Annotated in this window: 14 protein-coding genes and 1 pseudogene; 1 reads left to right on the forward strand and 14 read right to left on the reverse strand. The window is 68.4% G+C overall.

Features of this window, described 5'->3' with window-relative positions:
• Window positions 1-681: a TVP38/TMEM64 family protein gene (locus tag OP498_RS10215; protein ID WP_280548039.1), complete on the reverse strand. Its 681-nt coding sequence runs from the start codon at window positions 679-681 to the stop codon at window positions 1-3.
• An 83-nt stretch (window positions 682-764) separates the two neighbouring features.
• Window positions 765-1,958, reverse strand: coding sequence for a TauD/TfdA family dioxygenase (locus tag OP498_RS10220; RefSeq protein WP_280548038.1), 1,194 nt, complete (start codon window positions 1,956-1,958; stop codon window positions 765-767).
• 115 nt (window positions 1,959-2,073) lie between these two features.
• Between OP498_RS10220 and OP498_RS10225 the strand changes: the two genes are divergently transcribed.
• Window positions 2,074-2,949, forward strand: a complete 876-nt coding sequence (locus OP498_RS10225; RefSeq protein WP_280548037.1) for a LysR substrate-binding domain-containing protein — start codon at window positions 2,074-2,076, stop codon at window positions 2,947-2,949.
• An 86-nt stretch (window positions 2,950-3,035) separates the two neighbouring features.
• On the opposite strand, the gene OP498_RS10230 is transcribed toward OP498_RS10225, so the two are convergent.
• From OP498_RS10230 to glcD, 12 genes and pseudogenes are all read right to left on the reverse strand, one after another.
• Window positions 3,036-4,628: a glycosyltransferase family 39 protein gene (locus OP498_RS10230; RefSeq protein WP_280548036.1), complete on the reverse strand. Its 1,593-nt coding sequence runs from the start codon at window positions 4,626-4,628 to the stop codon at window positions 3,036-3,038.
• A gap of 8 nt (window positions 4,629-4,636) precedes the next feature.
• A complete protein-coding gene (locus OP498_RS10235; RefSeq protein ID WP_280548035.1) occupies window positions 4,637-6,391 on the reverse strand; it encodes a glycosyltransferase family 39 protein in 1,755 nt (584 codons plus the stop codon).
• Window positions 6,388-6,669: a lipid-A-disaccharide synthase N-terminal domain-containing protein gene (locus OP498_RS10240; protein WP_280548033.1), complete on the reverse strand. Its 282-nt coding sequence runs from the start codon at window positions 6,667-6,669 to the stop codon at window positions 6,388-6,390. The genes OP498_RS10235 and OP498_RS10240 overlap by 4 nt, the downstream gene beginning before the upstream one ends.
• The gene (locus tag OP498_RS10245) at window positions 6,666-7,427 is read right to left on the reverse strand and encodes a glycosyltransferase family 2 protein (protein WP_280548032.1); all 762 of its coding nucleotides are present in this window, start codon (window positions 7,425-7,427) and stop codon (window positions 6,666-6,668) included. Before OP498_RS10245 ends, OP498_RS10240 begins: the two co-directional genes overlap by 4 nt.
• 196 nt (window positions 7,428-7,623) lie before the next feature.
• On the reverse strand, window positions 7,624-9,657 hold the full coding sequence (locus tag OP498_RS10250) for a bifunctional DedA family/phosphatase PAP2 family protein (protein WP_280548031.1): 2,034 nt from the start codon (window positions 9,655-9,657) through the stop codon (window positions 7,624-7,626).
• 50 nt (window positions 9,658-9,707) lie between these two features.
• The gene (locus OP498_RS10255; RefSeq protein WP_280548030.1) at window positions 9,708-10,514 is read right to left on the reverse strand and encodes a M90 family metallopeptidase; all 807 of its coding nucleotides are present in this window, start codon (window positions 10,512-10,514) and stop codon (window positions 9,708-9,710) included.
• A 3-nt stretch (window positions 10,515-10,517) separates the two neighbouring features.
• Window positions 10,518-12,104: a bifunctional GNAT family N-acetyltransferase/carbon-nitrogen hydrolase family protein gene (locus OP498_RS10260; protein ID WP_280548029.1), complete on the reverse strand. Its 1,587-nt coding sequence runs from the start codon at window positions 12,102-12,104 to the stop codon at window positions 10,518-10,520.
• Window positions 12,105-12,272: 168 nt separating this feature from the next.
• Window positions 12,273-12,365 (reverse strand): annotated as a pseudogene (locus tag OP498_RS10265) (EamA family transporter); the annotation flags it as partial.
• 70 nt (window positions 12,366-12,435) lie between these two features.
• Window positions 12,436-12,837, reverse strand: coding sequence for a heme-binding protein (locus tag OP498_RS10270; protein WP_280548027.1), 402 nt, complete (start codon window positions 12,835-12,837; stop codon window positions 12,436-12,438).
• A gap of 277 nt (window positions 12,838-13,114) precedes the next feature.
• Window positions 13,115-14,347, reverse strand: coding sequence for a glycolate oxidase subunit GlcF (glcF, locus tag OP498_RS10275; protein WP_280548026.1), 1,233 nt, complete (start codon window positions 14,345-14,347; stop codon window positions 13,115-13,117).
• A gap of 1 nt (window position 14,348) precedes the next feature.
• The gene (glcE, locus tag OP498_RS10280) at window positions 14,349-15,482 is read right to left on the reverse strand and encodes a glycolate oxidase subunit GlcE (RefSeq protein WP_280548025.1); all 1,134 of its coding nucleotides are present in this window, start codon (window positions 15,480-15,482) and stop codon (window positions 14,349-14,351) included.
• 9 nt (window positions 15,483-15,491) lie between these two features.
• The gene (gene glcD, locus OP498_RS10285) at window positions 15,492-16,991 is read right to left on the reverse strand and encodes a glycolate oxidase subunit GlcD (RefSeq protein WP_280548024.1); all 1,500 of its coding nucleotides are present in this window, start codon (window positions 16,989-16,991) and stop codon (window positions 15,492-15,494) included.
• Window positions 16,992-17,122: the final 131 nt, after the last annotated feature.

The following is a 17,122-nucleotide window of genomic DNA, read 5'->3' on the forward strand; positions in this document are numbered from 1 at the left end:
TCAGCGGGCGCGGCGGCGCCGACCGGACCAGGCCTTGAGGCCCGCCAGCAGGGCGATCCCCACCAGCAGGCCAGCGGCGGCCCAGAGCAGCTCGCCGCGGCTCTCGGCGGTGGCCAGCTCGCCCAGCTGGCTACCCAGCAGGGTGACCCCGGCCAGCCCCGGTGCGATGCCCAGCAGAGAGCCGATCATGTAGTCGCGAAAGCGCAGGTGGAAGGCCCCGGCCATCATGTTGGTCAGCGTGAAGGGCGCCAGCGGCAGCAGGTTGACCAGGGTCATGGTGCGGATGCCGCGCCCCGAGAGGTAGCGCGAGAGGCCGCGCAGGCGCCGGCCACCGTGGCGCATCAGCGCCTCGCGGCCCACCCGGCGACCCACCCACCAGGTCAGCACCGAGGCCGCGAGGGTGCCTGCCAGGGCATGGGCGAAGCCCCACCAGGGGCCGAACAGCAGCCCGGTCAGCGCTACCAGCAGGCTGAGCGGGAACATCACCAGCGACGCCCCGGCGTAGACGGCCATCACCACCAGCACTGCCCAGGGCGCGTCGCGCCAGGCCAGGGACCCCTGGACCAGGCGCTGCAGCATGGCGACGGTGAGAAGGTCCTCACTGGCCAGCCACTGCCAGCCGACGGCCAGGCCGATGAGCACGGCGAGGGCGACCAGCGGAAGCAGGAGCGGACGAGGCATGTGTGGGGCCTTGGCAGCAGGGAGAGGCTACAGCATACGGGCCCGGCGCATGCCGGCCAATGGTCGGCCGTCGGCGAGCCGTGTCAGGCGCGGCGAGCCAGCACCCGCAGGCGCGACTCGAGCATGTCGCGGTCGAGATAGGTGCCCTGCAGATGGCGGGCGCCGGTATTCGGGTCGAAGGCGCCCCGGCCATGCAGCACGCGACGGTTATCGAAGGCGATCATCTGCCCCGGTGCCAGGTCGAACTCGAGCTGGTGACGCGGCTCATGGAGCAGTTGCCAGAAGCGATAGTAGGCGCGGTACCAGGCCTCGATGGTCTGCGCCGGCAGGCGCAAGGTGTCGCGAATCCAGTTGTTGAAGCGAATCTCCACCACCTTGCCGTCGTCATCGCATTCGATGATGGGCGCGCGCACGCCGATGTCCTGCGTCTCGTCCTGGAAGCGGAAGTCGATCGATGTCTCGCTGAGCAGGCGGAAGGCCTCGGGGGCCTCGCGGCGCAGCACCTCGGCGACCTGGAAGCCATCGGCAAACAGCGACCCACCGCCTTCGGCGCCATTCTCCAGGCAGTAGAGCAGCTGGATATCGGGTGGCTGGCGCCAGTTGGGCAGGTCGGTATGCAGCGCCAGGCCGATGGCGGTATAGGCGGCATTGTTGGGGTTGGGCTTGGAGCGCACATCGAAGCGCGCGCCGAAGTTGGTCGAACGCAGCGGGCCGATGCGCTTGGCCAGACGGCTCACCTCCTCGTCGGCGAGCGGCCCGTGCTCGAGTAGTACCAGGCCATCCCGCAGCAAGGCCGTCAGCCAGGCGCGCTCGCCATCGGCACCGGCAACGAAGTCGCCATGGGCGACGCGCTGGGGAAAGAAGCCGTCGCGCCAGGGGAGGCGCTCGGGGATCACGTCCCGATCGGGTTCGCCGGGACGGCGCTGGTGCAGCCAGCCGCCGTCGAAGCGGCTCGTGTGGCCATCGGCCCAGTTCACTACCAGGTGGCCGTCCTCGACCTGCACCTGGGGTGCGGTGTCGATTCCTTCGATGGGGAAGACCAGCCGCTCGAAGGTCTGGGCATGGCGGCAGGCCGGGCAGGCGCAGTGGTCGCGTAGCCAGATCGGCGGGAATTCGGCCTGTTGGCCGTCCTGCCATTCGAGCACGACCCGATGACTCTCCATCCTGGCCTCACGCAGCCGCGTTGCCGTCTCATAGGGGGAGAGTTCACGCATGTCCACCGGCGGTGCCGGGGCGATATCCGCGGGGGCGAAATCGGAAACGGTGTCCTGATTCATGCGCAACTCCTGATAGGCGATCGGTAAAGCGTCTTCAGGATGGCGATTGGCCAGATCAGTGACAAACGATTAATCTGACCCCTATGCCCAAGCTAAGCTTATCACAGGCTTTTTCATGTCACCGTTACCTCCCCTGCTATGGCTCCAGGCCTTCGAGGCCTCGGCGCGCACCCTGAGCTTTACCGCGGCGGGGCGCGAGCTCGGCGTGACCCAGGCGGCGATCAGTCAGCGTATTCGCCTGCTCGAGGATCGCCTGGGGCAGAAACTCTTCGTGCGCCACCCGCGCAGCCTATCCTTGACGCCGGCCGGGCAGGCCTGGCTGCCGAGCATCCTTGACGGCTTCGCGCGTATCGGGGAGGGCACGCAGGAGGTCTTCGGCAACGCGGCGGAGCGCACCGTGACACTGCGCGCGACCCCGGTGATGCAGCAGAACTGGCTGGCACCGCGCCTGATGGCGTTTCATCGCGCACACCCGTCTCTGGCCATGCGCCTGGTCAGCGCGATCTGGCCGGACGACTTCGGCCCCGAGGGCGCCGATATCGAGCTCCGCTATGGCCTGGGCAACTGGTCCGGCGTCGAGGGGGTCTGCCTGGGCGACGAGAGCCTGCTGCCGGTGTGCAGCCCCGCTGTGGCCTCGACGCTTCGCGAGCCGGCCGACCTCGCCGGCCATACGCTCCTGCACGCGGCGGGCTTCGCCGTGGGCTGGCCGACCTGGCTGGAACTGGCGGGTGTGGCGGGCCTGGACGAGCGCGGCCCTGCCCTGACCTGCGACAACCAGGTGATGACGCTGGCGCTCGCCAGCCAGGGCGGCGGTGTCGCGCTGACGCATCGGCGCCTCTTTGCGAGCCGCGCTGATCTGGTGGCGCCGTTCGCCCTGAGCGTACCCAGTGCGGAGCGTTTCTGGCTGGTGCGCCCCGCCCGGCGTCAGTCGCGGGAGGAGTCATCATTGCTCTGGGACTGGCTCGTCGACGGGTTGTCAGAAGACACCTGAAACGAGTGGCCCGAGCCGACTCGCTGAAGGAAATCTCGGCGCCGCGAGAGGCACCTGAGGTCCAAAGGGGCCGCCTTGTCTCGGGCTCAGCCGCTCCCGGCGGCGATGAAGGCCTGCCAGCGCTCGGCCGGCACGATCAGGTAGACCCGTCCCCGGTAGGGCTGGTGATAGCTGGCGATCTCGCCTTGCCGGGACGTCGGTCGTCGGAGCACCTCGATGATGCGTCCTCCGGGGTGGCGGGCGGCCCAGTCCGCCACCGCCCGGTCGTCGTCGATCACCGTCAGGTCCGTCTCGAGACGTCCCAGGAAACGGAACTGGTTGTGATACTCCCCGGCATACGCCAGGGGTGACTGCGCCTCTAGCATCGCCAGTCGCTCGGCCATGGGGCGCAGGTCGTAATAGCCCCGGATCGCCGGCGAGAGCAGCAGAAGAAGGGTGAACAGGGTCAGCGGCCAGGCGAGCACTAACGCCGCTCGGCAGGGACGGCTGAGCAGCCATAGCGTCAACGCTAGCGGGATCAGCGCACCGAGGCGGCTCCACGACGACAGCGGCGCCTGGGGAAAGATGCGCACCACAATGTCGGGCAGCAACGCCATCAGGCCGGTCATCCCCAGCAGCAGGAGGGCGACACCCCATTGCCTGCCTGGTGGCTGTGCCACTAGCTGGAGGGAGAGCCAGATGGCCAGGAACGGCAGAGTCGGCATCAGGTAGTGGGCCTGCTTGCCGCTGATCAGGCTGAGCAGGATCAACGGCGGAAGGCTTCCCCAGACGGCGAAGCGTTGTAGTGGCGTCGCCGCCCAGGGCCTGCGCCACAGGCTGCTCACCGACCAGGGCAGCAGGGCGATCAGCAGTGCCGGCAGGTACCAGTACCAGGGCCGGGCATGGTCGAAGGCGTGGGTGACCCGCCCGGCGGCCTGGTGCCAGAGGATGGCATTGGCATAGTCCGTGCCGCCGGCGATGGCCGCGGGGATCGCCCAGGCTAGGCCGATCAGGCCACCCAGCAGGCTCGCCGCCAGCAGCGCCGTCCAGGTCTTGGCCTGTCGCAGTGCCTTGTCTGGCCACCAGAAGCGAGTGGCGAGTGCCAGCGGTAGCCAGTAGATGAAGATCACCGGCCCCTTGGCCAGCACGCCCAGCCCGAGCCCCAGCCCGGCCAGGATGACCATGCGGCGATGCCCGGTGCGCAGATAGTGCAGCCAGCCGTCGACCGCCAGCAGCAGGCAGACGCTGAGCAGGATGTCGAACATGCTCAAGGGCAGGTAGAGGAACCACAGGGTGGTACCCAGCAGCACCAGGGGCGCCCACCAGGCCTCCCGTCGGGCACCGGGGTCGAGCTGGCGCACGAGGTCTGCCGAGAGCCAGAACCCGGCGAGCCCCACGGCGGGGATGACCAGCCGGGCCACCCAGTCGGAGGTGCCGAACAGCCACCAGCCCAGCTGGATCAGCCAGAACAGCAGCGGGGGCTTGTGGGAGTAGGCCTCGCCATTGAGGAGGGGCACCAGGAAGGCCTGGTGCTGCCACATCTCCCAGGCCACGGACAGGTAGCGGGTCTCGTCGATGGGCATCAGCGGCAGGGCCGCGACCCGGGCGAGGATGATCGCCATCGCCAGGAACGTGGCCAGGGTGGCGCCAGAAATGGCTACCTTGGTGATCCCCGGTATTCGTGTCTGCTGCCTGTCCATCCGCTTGCCTACTGGCCTTGTCTGCCGACGACGAGGGTCGTGGGGGCGGTGTAAAGCGGCGCCGCCGTGGCATCCCCGGCGCAGGCGTCGAAGGCGCTGCCCGGGATCAGCCACCAGGCCTCGCTGTTCTGTACGCCGAGATCCCGAGCACGTGTCAGGTCCGCGCAGGGGATGTCGTCGTCACGGTGCTGGGGCACCAGCATCCAGCGCTCGCCGGGGGCCTCGTGCAACCAGGCGAAGGCACGCTGGAATTGGGCCTCGTCCGGGCTGTGGTAGCCGAAATGCACCATGGGCTGGCGGGCCTGCAGCAGGAATTCCTCGTCGAAGGCCGGCATGGCCAGCCAGGCCGAGGGGCCGGTGTGGGCCACGATCTCCGCCATCAGGTCCCGGGGCGAGCGGGCCGGGTCCATGAGCTGATAGCCCCAGGTCGACCAGCTCAGCCAGAACACCGCCAGCCAGCCGGCCAGGGCCACCAGGCCGCGGCGTGGTCGCCCCCAGGCCAGCAGTCCCAGGGCAACGAGCCCCAGCAGGCTCCACCAGGCCCAGGGCGTGACCGCGTGGCGTTCGGCCAGACGGGCCAGGGCTGGAAGGCCCAGGGCGCCGAGTACGCCGGCGGCCAGGAACACGCCGCCGAACAGCGCCAGCACGCCGGCGCCCAGCCATTGCAGCCGCGGGCGGCTCAGCAGGCCCGCCAGCATCGGCGCCGAGGCCAGCACCAGCAGCGGCAGCGTCGGCAGCAGATAGACGCCCCGCTTGCCAGGGGACAGCGAGAAGAAGACGATCACCAGCACCAGGCCGCCGAGCGGCAACAGGACCCGCGCATCGAGCCGGCGGGCGCGATGCCACCAGGCGGGCACCAGCCAGGGCAGGGCCAGCACCAGCGGCAGCCAGGCCCAGGGAATCACCTCGAGCGGATAGTAGTACCAGGGCTTCACATGGTGCCAGGCGTCGGCGTAGCGCTCGCCGGTCTGCTTGAAGAGGATGTTGTCGCGATAGGCCAGCAGGGCGGGGTCGTCGGAGAAGGTGGTGTAGAGGGCCATGGGCACCACCCAGAGCGCGACGACGCCGAGGATCACAGCAATGCCGAGACCCAGGTCGCGCCACGCCAGGGGCACCGCCTGTCGCCGCCAGGCCAGCAGGGCCCAGATCGGCAGCATCAGCAGCGGCAGGAAGCCCACCCCCTTGGTGAGGATGCCCAGGCCCATGCCGGCGCAGCCGATGAACCACCAGCGACGGGCGGGGCCCAGCAGGGCATGGCGCAGCATGCCGTAGGCGCCCAGCATGATGAAGAAGGTGACCAGCATGTCGATCTGGGCGGTGCGCGCCTGCAGCCCGAACTGGAAGCTCGAGAGCAGGGTCAGTCCGGCCAGCAGCGCCACCCGGCGGCCGTGCAGCCGACGGGTCAGGTCCATGACCAGCGCCAGGGTGCCCAGCGCACCCGCCAGCGAGGGTAGCAGGAAGCCCAGCCGCACCGATCCCGTGAGCTGGATCGAGGCGGCCATGGCCCACATGAAGATCGGCGGTTTGTCGGGGTAGGGTTCGCCGGCCCGGTGGGGGATCCACCACTGTCCCGTCCTGAGCATTTCCAGGGCGTTGAGGGCGAAGCGAGGCTCGTCGGCTGGCCAGGGGTCGCGCAGGCCGATCCCGACGCCGAGAAACAGCGCGGCCAGCGCCAGCAGCCAGAGCCAGTGCAGCGACGGCAGGCGGTGCAGGTAGGCGGGGCGCGGCAGGGTGGCGGTTCGGCGTGGACGCAAGGCGATCATGTCTTGTCCCGCTGCTCTCGGACCTCACGACGGATCAGCATCAGGTTGCGAGCATAGATGAACAGCCCGGCGCCTTGGCCGGCGATGAACACCGGGTCGCGACGGTAGATCGCATAGGCCAGCAGGGTCGCTCCACCGGCCAGGCTGAAGAACCAGAAGGCGCGGGGCATGATGCTGCGCCGCGCTCGCTCGCTGGCCAGCCACTGGACCAGGAAGCGGGCGGAGAACAGCGCCTGGCCCAGGAAGCCGATGCCCAGCCAGAGCCACTCGGGTGTCATGACGTGCCCTCCGTCCCGGTCGTCCGGCTGTCCGGGGTGTGTGCCTCGAGCACGGCCGGCAGGCGTGAGCGACGGCGCAGCCATATCACGCCGACCATGTCGATGATGCCGGCCCAGAGCCGGTTGTTGAGGCCGTAGTGCGAGCGGCCGGCGCCGCGGGGGCGGTGGTTGACCGGCAACGAGACGCAGCGACCGCCCTGGGTCTGGATCAGCGCCGGCAGGAAGCGGTGCATGTGATCGAAGTAGGGCAGGCACAGGAAGGCGCTGCGCTCGATCACCTTCAGCCCGCAGCCGGTATCCGGTGTCTCGTCACGGAGCAGCCGGACCCGCACGCCATTGGCGATGCGCGAGGAGACCCGCTTGAGCCAGTCGTCGTGACGGGTGGTGCGGTGGCCGGCCACCAGGCTGACATCGCCCTGGCAGGCCCGCTCGATCAGGCTCGGCAGGTCGGCGGGGTCGTTCTGGCCATCGCCGTCGAGGGTCGCCAGCCAGGTCCCCCGGGCGGCACGGGCCGCCTGCCACACCGAGGTGCTCTGGCCGGCGCTCCGGTCATGGCGCAGCGGGCGCAGCCGCGGGTCCTGCGCGGCCCGCGCCACGAGCTGCGCCCAGGTCTCATCCCGGGAGGCGTCGTCCACGACCAGCACCTCGTGCTCGATGGCGGCCAGAGCAGCGGCGATCTCGTCCAGCAGGCCAGGGAGGTTGCCCGCTTCGTCCCGGGCGGGAATGATCACGGATACCAGTGGGGAGCTTGAGGTCACAGCGGGGACTTCTCCTTTGAAACGGTGCTTGCCGGGATGGAATCCTGCCACCCCAGTCTTACCATAGGCTTATGGGCGCAAAATAGCGGCTATTGTCGGATCATCGGATCCTGCCGAAAATAGCGCTATAGTAGCCCATGGAGGGCTGGGGCCGCGAGGCGCCTCAGCGCTTTGGGGCTGATAGGGCATTACCGCGTCATCCCGACGTCTCCCAGGCCAGGATGAGGCGACCATCCCACTCCCCCGGGGAATGCATGGGTCGTTCGATCATGACCCGTTCACCCAGGCTCTCCGCTAACCGATCCCTGGCGGCATTGGTGGTGGGCAGGGCCCGATCCAAGGGCACCAGCCCGAGAAGCTGGTAGCGGCGCCGGGTCACCACCGACCCGATCCACAGTGGCATCCCGGTGGCGGTCTCGTCGCGGGTCAGCTTGACGTTGGTCGCCCACACCTGAAGGACCATACGCATCGACGGTGAGCCGTCGATGGCATGGGTCAATTGCAGCGCCGGGGCGCGTCCGTCATGCAGCCGAGGCAGAACGGGCAGGCCCGCGGTGGTCGTTCCGGCGCCGAGCCATTGCACGGTGCTGCTCAGGTTCCACGGGATACGGGGCTGCCAGCCGTGACGGCCGAGTTCCCGCTCGAGCGCCGCCAGCTCACCGGCCCACTGCAGTGTCATCGGCTCCTCGCTTTCCCCTCCCAGGTCGATCCGCCGGTCGGGCAATTGACGGTAGGCATGGTCACGCCAGTCCCCCAGCGATAGTTGCTGCTGTTCCGGTGACGGCAGGTAGCGCGCCTGGTCGTCGGCGAATCGACCGAGGACGTGCCAGGGCCAGGCGATGGCCAGCGTCAGCAGGGCAACCCCCACCAGGCCTCTCGGGTCGAGCGAGCGGGGCCGGTGTCGTGTGTAACCGATGGCCAGCAGCGTGACCCAGGCCGTGGCGACGGCGATGCCGGCGATGACGTCGGCCAGCCAGTGTGCCCCCAGGTAGAGCCGCGAGAAGGCAATCAGCATGACCGGGACACTGACGCTGGAGATCACCCACACGCGCCGGCGCGGGCTCAGCTCACGGGCGATGAGGAAGCCCAGGAAGCCGTAGAGGACGGCATTGAGGGTGGCGTGACCACTGGGGAACGAAAACGCCTCCCAGCCGCTGTACAACGCCGTGGGGCGTGGCCAATGGACGGCCCACTTGATGAGCGGGGTGAAGAGGGCGGCGCCACCGATCGCGGCGATCCAGTAGCCCGCCGCCTGCCAGGCGCGACACCAGAGTAGCCAGCCCAGCATGACCCCCGTCAGTATCACGACGATGACACTGTCACCCAGCTCGGTGATGGCCAGCATCAGGTGGTCGCCCCAGGTGGTGCGAAGGCCCTGCAGGAAATGGAACACCGCCTGGTTGGCCTGGACGAGCGGGTCACCCGTGACGATATCCTCGAGAATCCCCAGGAACAGCCAGAGGGAGCCGGCGAGGATCGCGGCACCCACCAGGAGCGCGCGGGTCTCGGATCGCTCGGGCTGCAGGAGGCCCCGTACCAGGCGCTTTGTCCGGGTATCCCCCTCGGCACTCCAGAGAACCACCCGGTTTTGGAGCAGCACCAACCCGCGGAGACCTGAGCCGAGAAGAATATGGCGGGTCAGCCATACCACGATCCAGATGAGCAGGGCCAACAGCACCAGGAATAGCGTCAATCGTCCTGCTATCTGCGCGATGAGATGCAGCGAGGCCCCGAGTGCTACCCCGGCGATGACATGGCTCGTCGCCCAGACCAGCGCCGAGACGATGTTGAAGGCGTAAAAACGAGTCGGTGACATGCCGGACATGCCGGCGACCAGCGGGACGAAGGCTCTCGGCCCCTGAACGAACCGAGCCAGGAAGACCCCCTTGCCGCCATGGCGAGTGAAGAACCCCTCGGCCTGGGTGACGAGCCGGGGGTAACGGCGCAACGGCCACATCGCGATCAGCCGCTGCTCGTAGCGTCGGCCGAGCCAGAACGAGAGACCATCCCCGATCACGGCGCCTGCGATGGCGGCGATGATCAGTGGCCACACGCCGAGCGCACCAGAGGGAACCAAGGCACCGATACCCACGATCAACACCGAGCCGGGCACGATGATGCCGACCACCGGAATCGACTCGGCCATGGCGAAAAGCCCGACCAGCAGGTAAGCCAGTAACCAGTGTTGGGCCGAGGCGGCGGTGAGGTCCGCGACGAGGGTGTCGATCATGGCGATGTTCCCGTGCGGCGAGGAGAAGGGGCAGGGGGCCGGTGATCAGGCTAGCCGATGCCATGGGTCAGGCGGGCCAGCGGATCCTGGCGGAAATAGCGTGACAGCAGCCCGTAGAGCGCCGGATAGGCGCGGTGGAGCCGGCCGGGGTCGCTGAAGAAGTGCTCGCAGCAGACCGCGAAGCACTCGCCGGGGTGGCTCGCCGCATAGTCGTCGATGGGCGTCGGCTCGCGGTGTGCCAGGCGCGACTGGAGGTCCTCCCAGACCTCGCTGAAGACTCGGTGCCACTCCTGCGGATCGATCTCCCGGGGGAGTGGCGGGAAGCCATCCGCGTCCGGGGAATTGCCCAGGTCGAGCTTGTGGGCGAACTCATGGATCAGCACATTGAAGCCATCGAGCCCGCCGCTGGCCATGAGATCGGGAAAGGAGACCACCACCGGCCCCTGGTAGGAGGTCTCGCCGGCGCGCTCGTCGACATAGGCATGGACCACACCGGCCTCGTCCATCTCCTCCACCTGGCGCTGGAAGGCCTCGGGCAGGATCAGAATCTCGTGGACGTTGGCGAAGGCCTCGCGGTGCTCGTCCTCCTCCCAGCCCAGCGTCAGCAGGCAGACCTGGGCCGCCAGGGCCAGCCGCGCGGGCGGATCGAACTCGGTGGTTTCGGCGAGTTCGGGATGCAGGCTCAGGCGCTTGGCATGCACGAACCGCCAGGCGCGATGGCCGAGCCGCTCGGCCTGGTCGTCGGGCAGGGCGGCGAGCAGTGCCACTCGGCCACGGGCCTCGCGCCAGCTCTCCTCGGGAAAGGGGTGGCGTTGCTCGAAGCCACGCAGCCCCAGGCGCCATAGCTTGCCGAACATGGGTCAGCCGTCTTCCGGGTTGGCCCCGGCTGGCCGGCTACCGGACTTCCAGGACCAGTCTCTCCAGCGCAGGTCGAAGAGATCCTTGCGGCGATCCTTGAGGTTGGTCACCGAGCCTTCGGCGCGCACCACCGTCAGGCGGGTCAGGTCGAGGTCCGAGAACATGATCATCTCGGTGTTGGGCGTGGTCTCGGAGAGCACGGCATCGTGGGGGAAGGCGAAGTCCGAGGGCGAGAAGACCGACGACTGGGCGTACTGGATCTCCATGTTCTCGATGGAGGGCACGTTGCCCACGCTGCCGCACAGCACCACGTAGCATTCGTTCTCGATGGCCCGGGCCTGAGCGCAGTGGCGCACCCGCAGGTAGCCGTTCTTGGTATCGGTCCAGAAGGGCACGAAGAGGATGTCCATGTCCTGGTCGGCGAGCAGCCGCGAAAGCTCGGGAAATTCCACGTCGTAGCAGATCTGGATGCCCACCCGGCCGGCATCGGTCTGGAACACCAGCAGTTCGTCGCCGCCTTCGATCACCCAGTCGCGGCGCTCCTGGGGCGTGATGTGCAGCTTGGCCTGGCGCTCGATCTCGCCGTCGCGATGGCAGAGATAGGCGATGTTGTAGAGGCGCTCGTCCTCGCCCACCTCGATCATCGAGCCGGCGATGATATTGATGTTGTACGAGACCGCCATGCGCGACAGCTCGGTCTTGAACTGCTCGGTGAAGCCGGCCAGGAAACGGATGGCGGCCATCTGATCCTGCTGGGCGGCACGGTCCTGAAGGCCCATCAGCGGCGCGTTGAACAGCTCCGGGAAGACCGCGAAGTCGCTCTGGTAGTCGGCCAGCGCATCGACGAAGTACTCCACCTGCTGCAGCACCGCCTCCACCGAGTCGATCTCGCGCATCTGCCACTGCACGGCGCCGACGCGCACCTGGGTGGGGCGGTTTTCCAGTACCCGCTCCGCCGGCTCGAAGAGGATGTTGTTCCACTCCAGCAGGGTGGCGTAGCCCTGCGACTTCTGGTCCTCCGGCAGGTACTTGTGCAGCAGGCGCTTGACCTGGAAGTCGTTGGCCAGCTGGAAGGAGAGGATGGGATCGTGAATCTCCTTGCGGGCCACCTTGTCAAGGTACTCGGCCGGGGAGAGCTCGTGGGCATGCTCGTGGTACTGGGGGATGCGCCCGCCGGCCAGGATCGCCCTGAGGTTCATGGAGCGACACAATTCCTTGCGCGCCTCGTAGAGGCGCCGGCCCAGCCGGTAGCCGCGATAGTCCGGATGGATCAGCACGTCGAGCCCGTACATGGCATCGCCATCGGGCTCGTTGAGGATGGTCTCGCGCTTGCCGATCAGGTCGTCGTAGCGGTGGGGGTTGGAGAAGGTGTCGTAGTCGACCAGCGCCGTCAGCGCCACGCCGACGATGGTCTCGTCATCCTCGATGACGATCTGCCCGTCGGGGAACTCCTTGATCAGCTTGTTGATGGTCGTCTCTGGCCAGGCGCCGCCGATGTCGTCGTAGACCCGGTCCATCAGCGCCTGTAGCTGGGGATAATCGTCCGGGGTCAGGTTGCGCAGGTTGAGGTGCAGGTCGTCGAGCGACATGGCGCGTCCTTCCTTCGGGTCAGGGGGCAGTCTCGCCGCAGTCTACCATGCTCAGCCCGGGCCCCGGTCGAGGCGCGTCGTCCGTGCCGGCGGCCGTCCCAGTGGCCGGGTGAGGGTCTGGGTCATGATGACCCCCGCCAGCACCAGAGCGCCGCCCAGAACGTGGAAGGCGATGCTGCCCACGGTGAGCTGGTTGATGGTCATGTTGCCCGACCAGATCAGGACGGCGCCCAGCGGGGGAAGGAAGTAGAGCAATGGCATGGAAACCTCGTTACCAACGAAAAGCCCCTGCGCTTGGCAGGGGCCTCCCAGCTTACGTCACCAGCCTGGATCAGGTGATGGCGGCGACCGCGGCCTTGGCCACCTGCACGTCCTGGTCCGGCTTGACCCCGGAGATACCGACGCTGCCGGCCACCTGGCCCTCGACGATCACCGGGACGCCGCCGGCCAGCAGGGCCTCCATCGGCGCGGTGACGAAGGCGGTACGACCGTTGTTGATCATGTCCTCGAAGACCTGGGTCTCCTTGCGTCCGATGGCGGCATTGCGCGCCTTCTCGGTGGCGACGTCGGCGCTGAAGGGCGGGGCACCGTCGAGGCGGCGCAGGCCGAGGAGGTGGCCGCCGTCGTCGGCCACGGCGATGGTCACGGCCCAGCCGTTGGCCTCGGCTTCCTTCTGGCCAGCGTGCAGCAGGGCGTTGACGTCATCCAGGGTCAGGACGGGCTTGGTGTTCATCAGTAGGATTCCTTTATTTGAGTGAAGCTATAACGGATAGCAGGACTCGTGGCTGCCTCGTCGGCAAGCCCCGACGTGTCGGACCATCGGGGAGGCGCTGTGAATACATCCTTGTACGCTACCGACGCCCTGCTTCGCTCTCGCGTCCTGCTCCGCTTGCAGGACCTGTGCTGGCCATCCATGGCCAGCCCGTTCGAAGCGGTGCTTCTCACCCATGGCGTAGGACCTCCCCTTCGGCTTGCCACCGACGCCCCTCGCTATCAGTTCGAGGTGAGCATCATGCCAGTGCCTCGTCGACGATCTCGATCCAGTGGCGTACTGGCGTTCTGTTGGCGCCGGCCAGGTGGGTCTGACAGCCGATGTTGGCCGTGACGATCACCTCCGGGTTGCCGGCCTCGAGGTTGTCGAGCTTGTTGTTGCGCAACTGGGTGGCAAGTTCCGGCTGGGTGACGGAGTAGGTGCCGGCCGAGCCGCAGCAGAGATGGGCGTCCTGCACCGGGGTGAGGGCGAAGCCGAGCCGGCCGAGCACCTGCTCCACGGCGCCACCGAGCCGTTGGGCATGCTGCAGGGTGCAGGGGCAGTGGAAGGCGAGCCGGCGCTGTTCCTTCGCCTCCAGGGCGCTGAGGTCATCGTCGCGCAGCACCTCCACCAGGTCCTTGGCAAGCGCACTGATGCGCTCGGCCTTGTGGGCATAATCAGGGTCGTCGGCAAGCATCTCGCCATACTCCTTGACGAAGGCGCCGCAGCCGCTGGCGGTCTGCACGATCGCTTCGCAGCCGGCCTCCACGTGGGGCCACCAGGCGTCGATGTTGGCGCGCATGCGGGCCCGCCCGGCCTCCTGGGCGTTGAGGTGGAAGTCGACGGCGCCACAGCAGCCGGCTTCGGGGGCCGGGGTCAGGCCGATGCCCAGGCGGTCCAGCACCCGGGCGGTGGCGGCGTTGGTGTTGGGCGAGAGCCCGGGCTGCACGCAGCCCTCGAGAATGAGCATCTGGCGCGCGTGGCGCTTGCCCTTGGGGCGGGCGCCCGCATCTACCGGCGTCGGGGGCATCTTGTTGGCCAGCGCGCCAGGCACCAGTGGGCGGAAGGTCTGGCCCAGCTTGAGCAGCGCCTTGAAGCGCTTCGGCTCCACGAGTGCCTTGCGCAGCCCGTAGCGCAGGGCACGGTCGGCGGGCTTGCGCGGCACCCGCCGCTCGATCTCGGCGCGGCCGATATTGAGGAGCTTGTGGTACTCCACCCCGGAGGGACAGGTGGTCTCGCAGTTGAGGCAGGTGAGGCAGCGGTCGAGGTGCAGCCGGGTCTCCTCGGTGACCTGGGTGTCGTCTTCCGGGCTCTCGAGCATCTCCTTCATCAGGTAGATGCGTCCGCGGGGGCCGTCGCGCTCGTCGCCCAGCAGCTGGTAGGTGGGGCAGGTGGCATTGCAGAAGCCGCAGTGCACGCAGCTGCGCAGGACGCGGTCGGCCTCGCGGATATGGGGTTTCTGGAGGTCTTCCTCGGTAAAGTGCGTCTGCATCTCAGAGCTCCGCGTAGAGTCGGCCCGGGTTGAAGATGCCCTTCGGATCCAGCTGGGCCTTCAGGTTTCGATGGTACTTCGCCACCACCGGTTCCAGCGGCATGAAGGGGTCGGGCTGGCCCGGCCCCTCGCGGGACCCCAGGCAGGTGGCGTGGCCGCCGCCGCGGGCGCAGGCCTCGCGGATGATGTCGGCGGGCAGGTCGCTGCGCAGCCAGCGCTGGGTACCGGCCCAGTCGTGGAGCAGGTCCGCTTTCTGGACACCGGCAAGCGCCAGCGAGGGCGTGTTGTGGGGCAGCGAGAGGCGCCACAGGGCGCGGGCGTCGTCCCGGGAGAAGAAGTCCAGCGTCTGCTCGCGAAGCGCCGTCCAGAAGTCGGCGTCCAGCTCGTCGCCCCCAAGGCGCTCACGCGTGGCGGCGACCGAGCTGGGCCCGCCCTCCAGGCGCAGGTGCAGGGCACCGGCGTGCCAGGCGGCGGCGGTGATGGGCAGTGGCTGCCGCCCCCACTCGGCGAGCTTCGCCTGGGCGTCGGCCAGCGGCATCTCGAGGCGCAGGCTGTGGCTGGCGCCGGGCCGGGGCAGCACCTTGAGCGAGACCTCGGTGATCGGCCCCAGGGTGCCCTGGGCGCCGACCATCAGCCGCGACAGGTCGTACCCGGCGACGTTCTTCATCACCTCGCCGCCGAAGCGCTGCTGATGCCCCTCGTGGCTGATCACCCGGGTGCCCAGCACGAAGTCGCGTACGCTGCCGGCCCAGGGCCGACGGGGGCCGGAGAGGCCGGTGGCAACCATGCCGCCGACGGTGGCGTCCGTGCCGAAGTGGGGTGGCTCGCAGCCGAGCATCTGGCCATTGTCGGCGAGGGTGGCCTCGAGCTCGGCCAGCGGCGTGCCGCTGCGCACCGAGACGATCAGCTCCACCGGGTCGTAGTAGGTGATCCCGCGGTGCTCGCGGGTCGAGAGCGTCTCGATCTCCTCGGGGCGGCCCTGAATTTCTCGACCCTGAACTTTTCGGCCATAGAAGGCCTTGGTGTCACCGCCGACGATGCGCAGCGGTCTACTCTCGGCAGTGGCCCGCCGAACGCGTTCGGTGAGCGCCTCGCTGATGTTCTGGTCGGTCGGTTGGGGTCGCGTCTGGGCCATGGGGAATCCTCAGAATCGGGGCAGCTCGGGGTGCGGAAGTTCGTTGTTGTGCACGTGCATGGCACCGAACTCGGCGCAGCGGGCGAGGGTGGGGATGTTCTTGCCCGGGTTGAGCAGACGGTCGGGGTCGAAGGCCGCCTTGACCGCATGGAAGGTGGTCAGTTCGCCCGGGTTGAACTGGGCACACATCTGGTTGATCTTCTCGCGGCCCACGCCGTGCTCGCCGGTGATCGAGCCGCCGACCTCCACGCACAGCTCGAGGATCTTGCCGCCGAGTTCCTCGGCCTGCTCCAGCTCGCCGGGACGGTTGGCATCGAAGAGGATCAGCGGGTGCATGTTGCCGTCGCCGGCGTGGAAGACGTTGGCGACCCGCAGGCCATATTCCTCGGAGAAGTCGGCGATGCCCTTCAGTACCCGCGGCAGCTCGCGGCGCGGAATGGTGCCGTCCATGCAGTAGTAGTCCGGCGACATGCGGCCCACCGCCGGGAAGGCGTTCTTGCGACCGGCCCAGAAGGTGGCGCGCTCGGCCTCGTCGCGGGCCTGCTGGATGCCAGTGGCTCCAGCCTTCTCGAGCACCGCGCGTACGGTGGCGCAGTCGTCATCGACGTCGGCCTCCACCCCGTCCAGCTCGCAGAGCAGGATGGCCTCGGCCTCGACCGGGTAGCCGGCCTTGACGAAGTCCTCGGCGGCGCGGATGGCCAGCTTGTCCATCATCTCGAGCCCCCCGGGGATGATGCCCGCGGCGATGATGTCGCCCACCGCGCGCCCGGCCTTCTCGACGTCATCGAAGCTGGCCATCAGCACCTTGGCGGTCTCGGGCTTGGGCAGCAGCTTGACGGTGATCTCGGTGACCACGCCGAGCATGCCCTCGGAGCCGTTGAACAGAGCGAGCAGGTCGAGGCCGGGAGCGTCCAGCGCCTCGCTGCCCAGGGTCATGCGCTCGCCTTCGATGGTGATCACCTCCACCTTCATGACGTTGTGCACGGTCAGCCCGTACTTCAGGCAGTGCACCCCGCCGGCATTCTCGGCCACGTTGCCGCCGATGGAGCAGGCAATCTGCGAGGAGGGGTCCGGGGCATAGTAGAGGCCGTAGGGGGCTGCCGCCTCGGAGATGGCCAGGTTGCGCACGCCGGGCTGCAGCCGTGCGATGCGCGCGTCCGGGTCGATGTCGAGGATACGGTTGAAGCGCGACATCACCAGCAGCACGCCCTTCTCGAGGGGCAGGGCGCCCCCGGAGAGGCCGGTGCCGGCGCCGCGGGTCACCACCGGCACGCCGAGTGCCCGGCAGCGCTTCATCAGCGTCTCGACCTGCTCGAGGGTCTCGGGCAGGGCGACCAGCATGGGCAGCACGCGGTAGGCAGAGAGGCCGTCACACTCGAAGGGGCGCAGGTCCTCCTCGCGGTGCAGCAGGGTGAGCCCGGGCGCGGCTTGCTGCAGGTCGGCCAGGACCTCGGCCTTGTCGATTGCCGGCAACTCGCCGTCGAGCCGCTCGTCATAGAGGATGTTCATGTGGCTTCCTCGCTGGATGGCCCATGACCCGCGCGGGCCGGGCAGGTGACCGATGTTGGCCTCCAATCTGGGCTTTCTTGACGGGCGTGTCCAGTCTCTGGTTCGCTGGTCAGACCAGTTGTGAGTATAAT

It is taken from the genome of Halomonas sp. 25-S5 (assembly GCF_029889845.1).
Classification (GTDB): domain Bacteria; phylum Pseudomonadota; class Gammaproteobacteria; order Pseudomonadales; family Halomonadaceae; genus Halomonas.

Excerpts from the sequence above, each read along its gene's own strand:
- OP498_RS10230 (WP_280548036.1), bottom strand. The coding sequence starts at position 4,628 with ATGGACAGGCAGCAGACACGAATACCGGGGATCACCAAGGTAGCCATT.
- OP498_RS10225 (WP_280548037.1), top strand. The coding sequence starts at position 2,074 with ATGTCACCGTTACCTCCCCTGCTATGGCTCCAGGCCTTCGAGGCCTCG.
- OP498_RS10235 (WP_280548035.1), bottom strand. The coding sequence starts at position 6,391 with ATGATCGCCTTGCGTCCACGCCGAACCGCCACCCTGCCGCGCCCCGCC.
- glcF (WP_280548026.1), bottom strand. The coding sequence starts at position 14,347 with ATGCAGACGCACTTTACCGAGGAAGACCTCCAGAAACCCCATATCCGC.
- OP498_RS10215 (WP_280548039.1), bottom strand. The coding sequence starts at position 681 with ATGCCTCGTCCGCTCCTGCTTCCGCTGGTCGCCCTCGCCGTGCTCATC.
- OP498_RS10220 (WP_280548038.1), bottom strand. The coding sequence starts at position 1,958 with ATGAATCAGGACACCGTTTCCGATTTCGCCCCCGCGGATATCGCCCCG.
- glcD (WP_280548024.1), bottom strand. The coding sequence starts at position 16,991 with ATGAACATCCTCTATGACGAGCGGCTCGACGGCGAGTTGCCGGCAATC.
- OP498_RS10240 (WP_280548033.1), bottom strand. The coding sequence starts at position 6,669 with ATGACACCCGAGTGGCTCTGGCTGGGCATCGGCTTCCTGGGCCAGGCG.
- OP498_RS10250 (WP_280548031.1), bottom strand. The coding sequence starts at position 9,657 with ATGATCGACACCCTCGTCGCGGACCTCACCGCCGCCTCGGCCCAACAC.
- glcE (WP_280548025.1), bottom strand. The coding sequence starts at position 15,482 with ATGGCCCAGACGCGACCCCAACCGACCGACCAGAACATCAGCGAGGCG.
- OP498_RS10270 (WP_280548027.1), bottom strand. The coding sequence starts at position 12,837 with ATGAACACCAAGCCCGTCCTGACCCTGGATGACGTCAACGCCCTGCTG.
- OP498_RS10255 (WP_280548030.1), bottom strand. The coding sequence starts at position 10,514 with ATGTTCGGCAAGCTATGGCGCCTGGGGCTGCGTGGCTTCGAGCAACGC.
- OP498_RS10260 (WP_280548029.1), bottom strand. The coding sequence starts at position 12,104 with ATGTCGCTCGACGACCTGCACCTCAACCTGCGCAACCTGACCCCGGAC.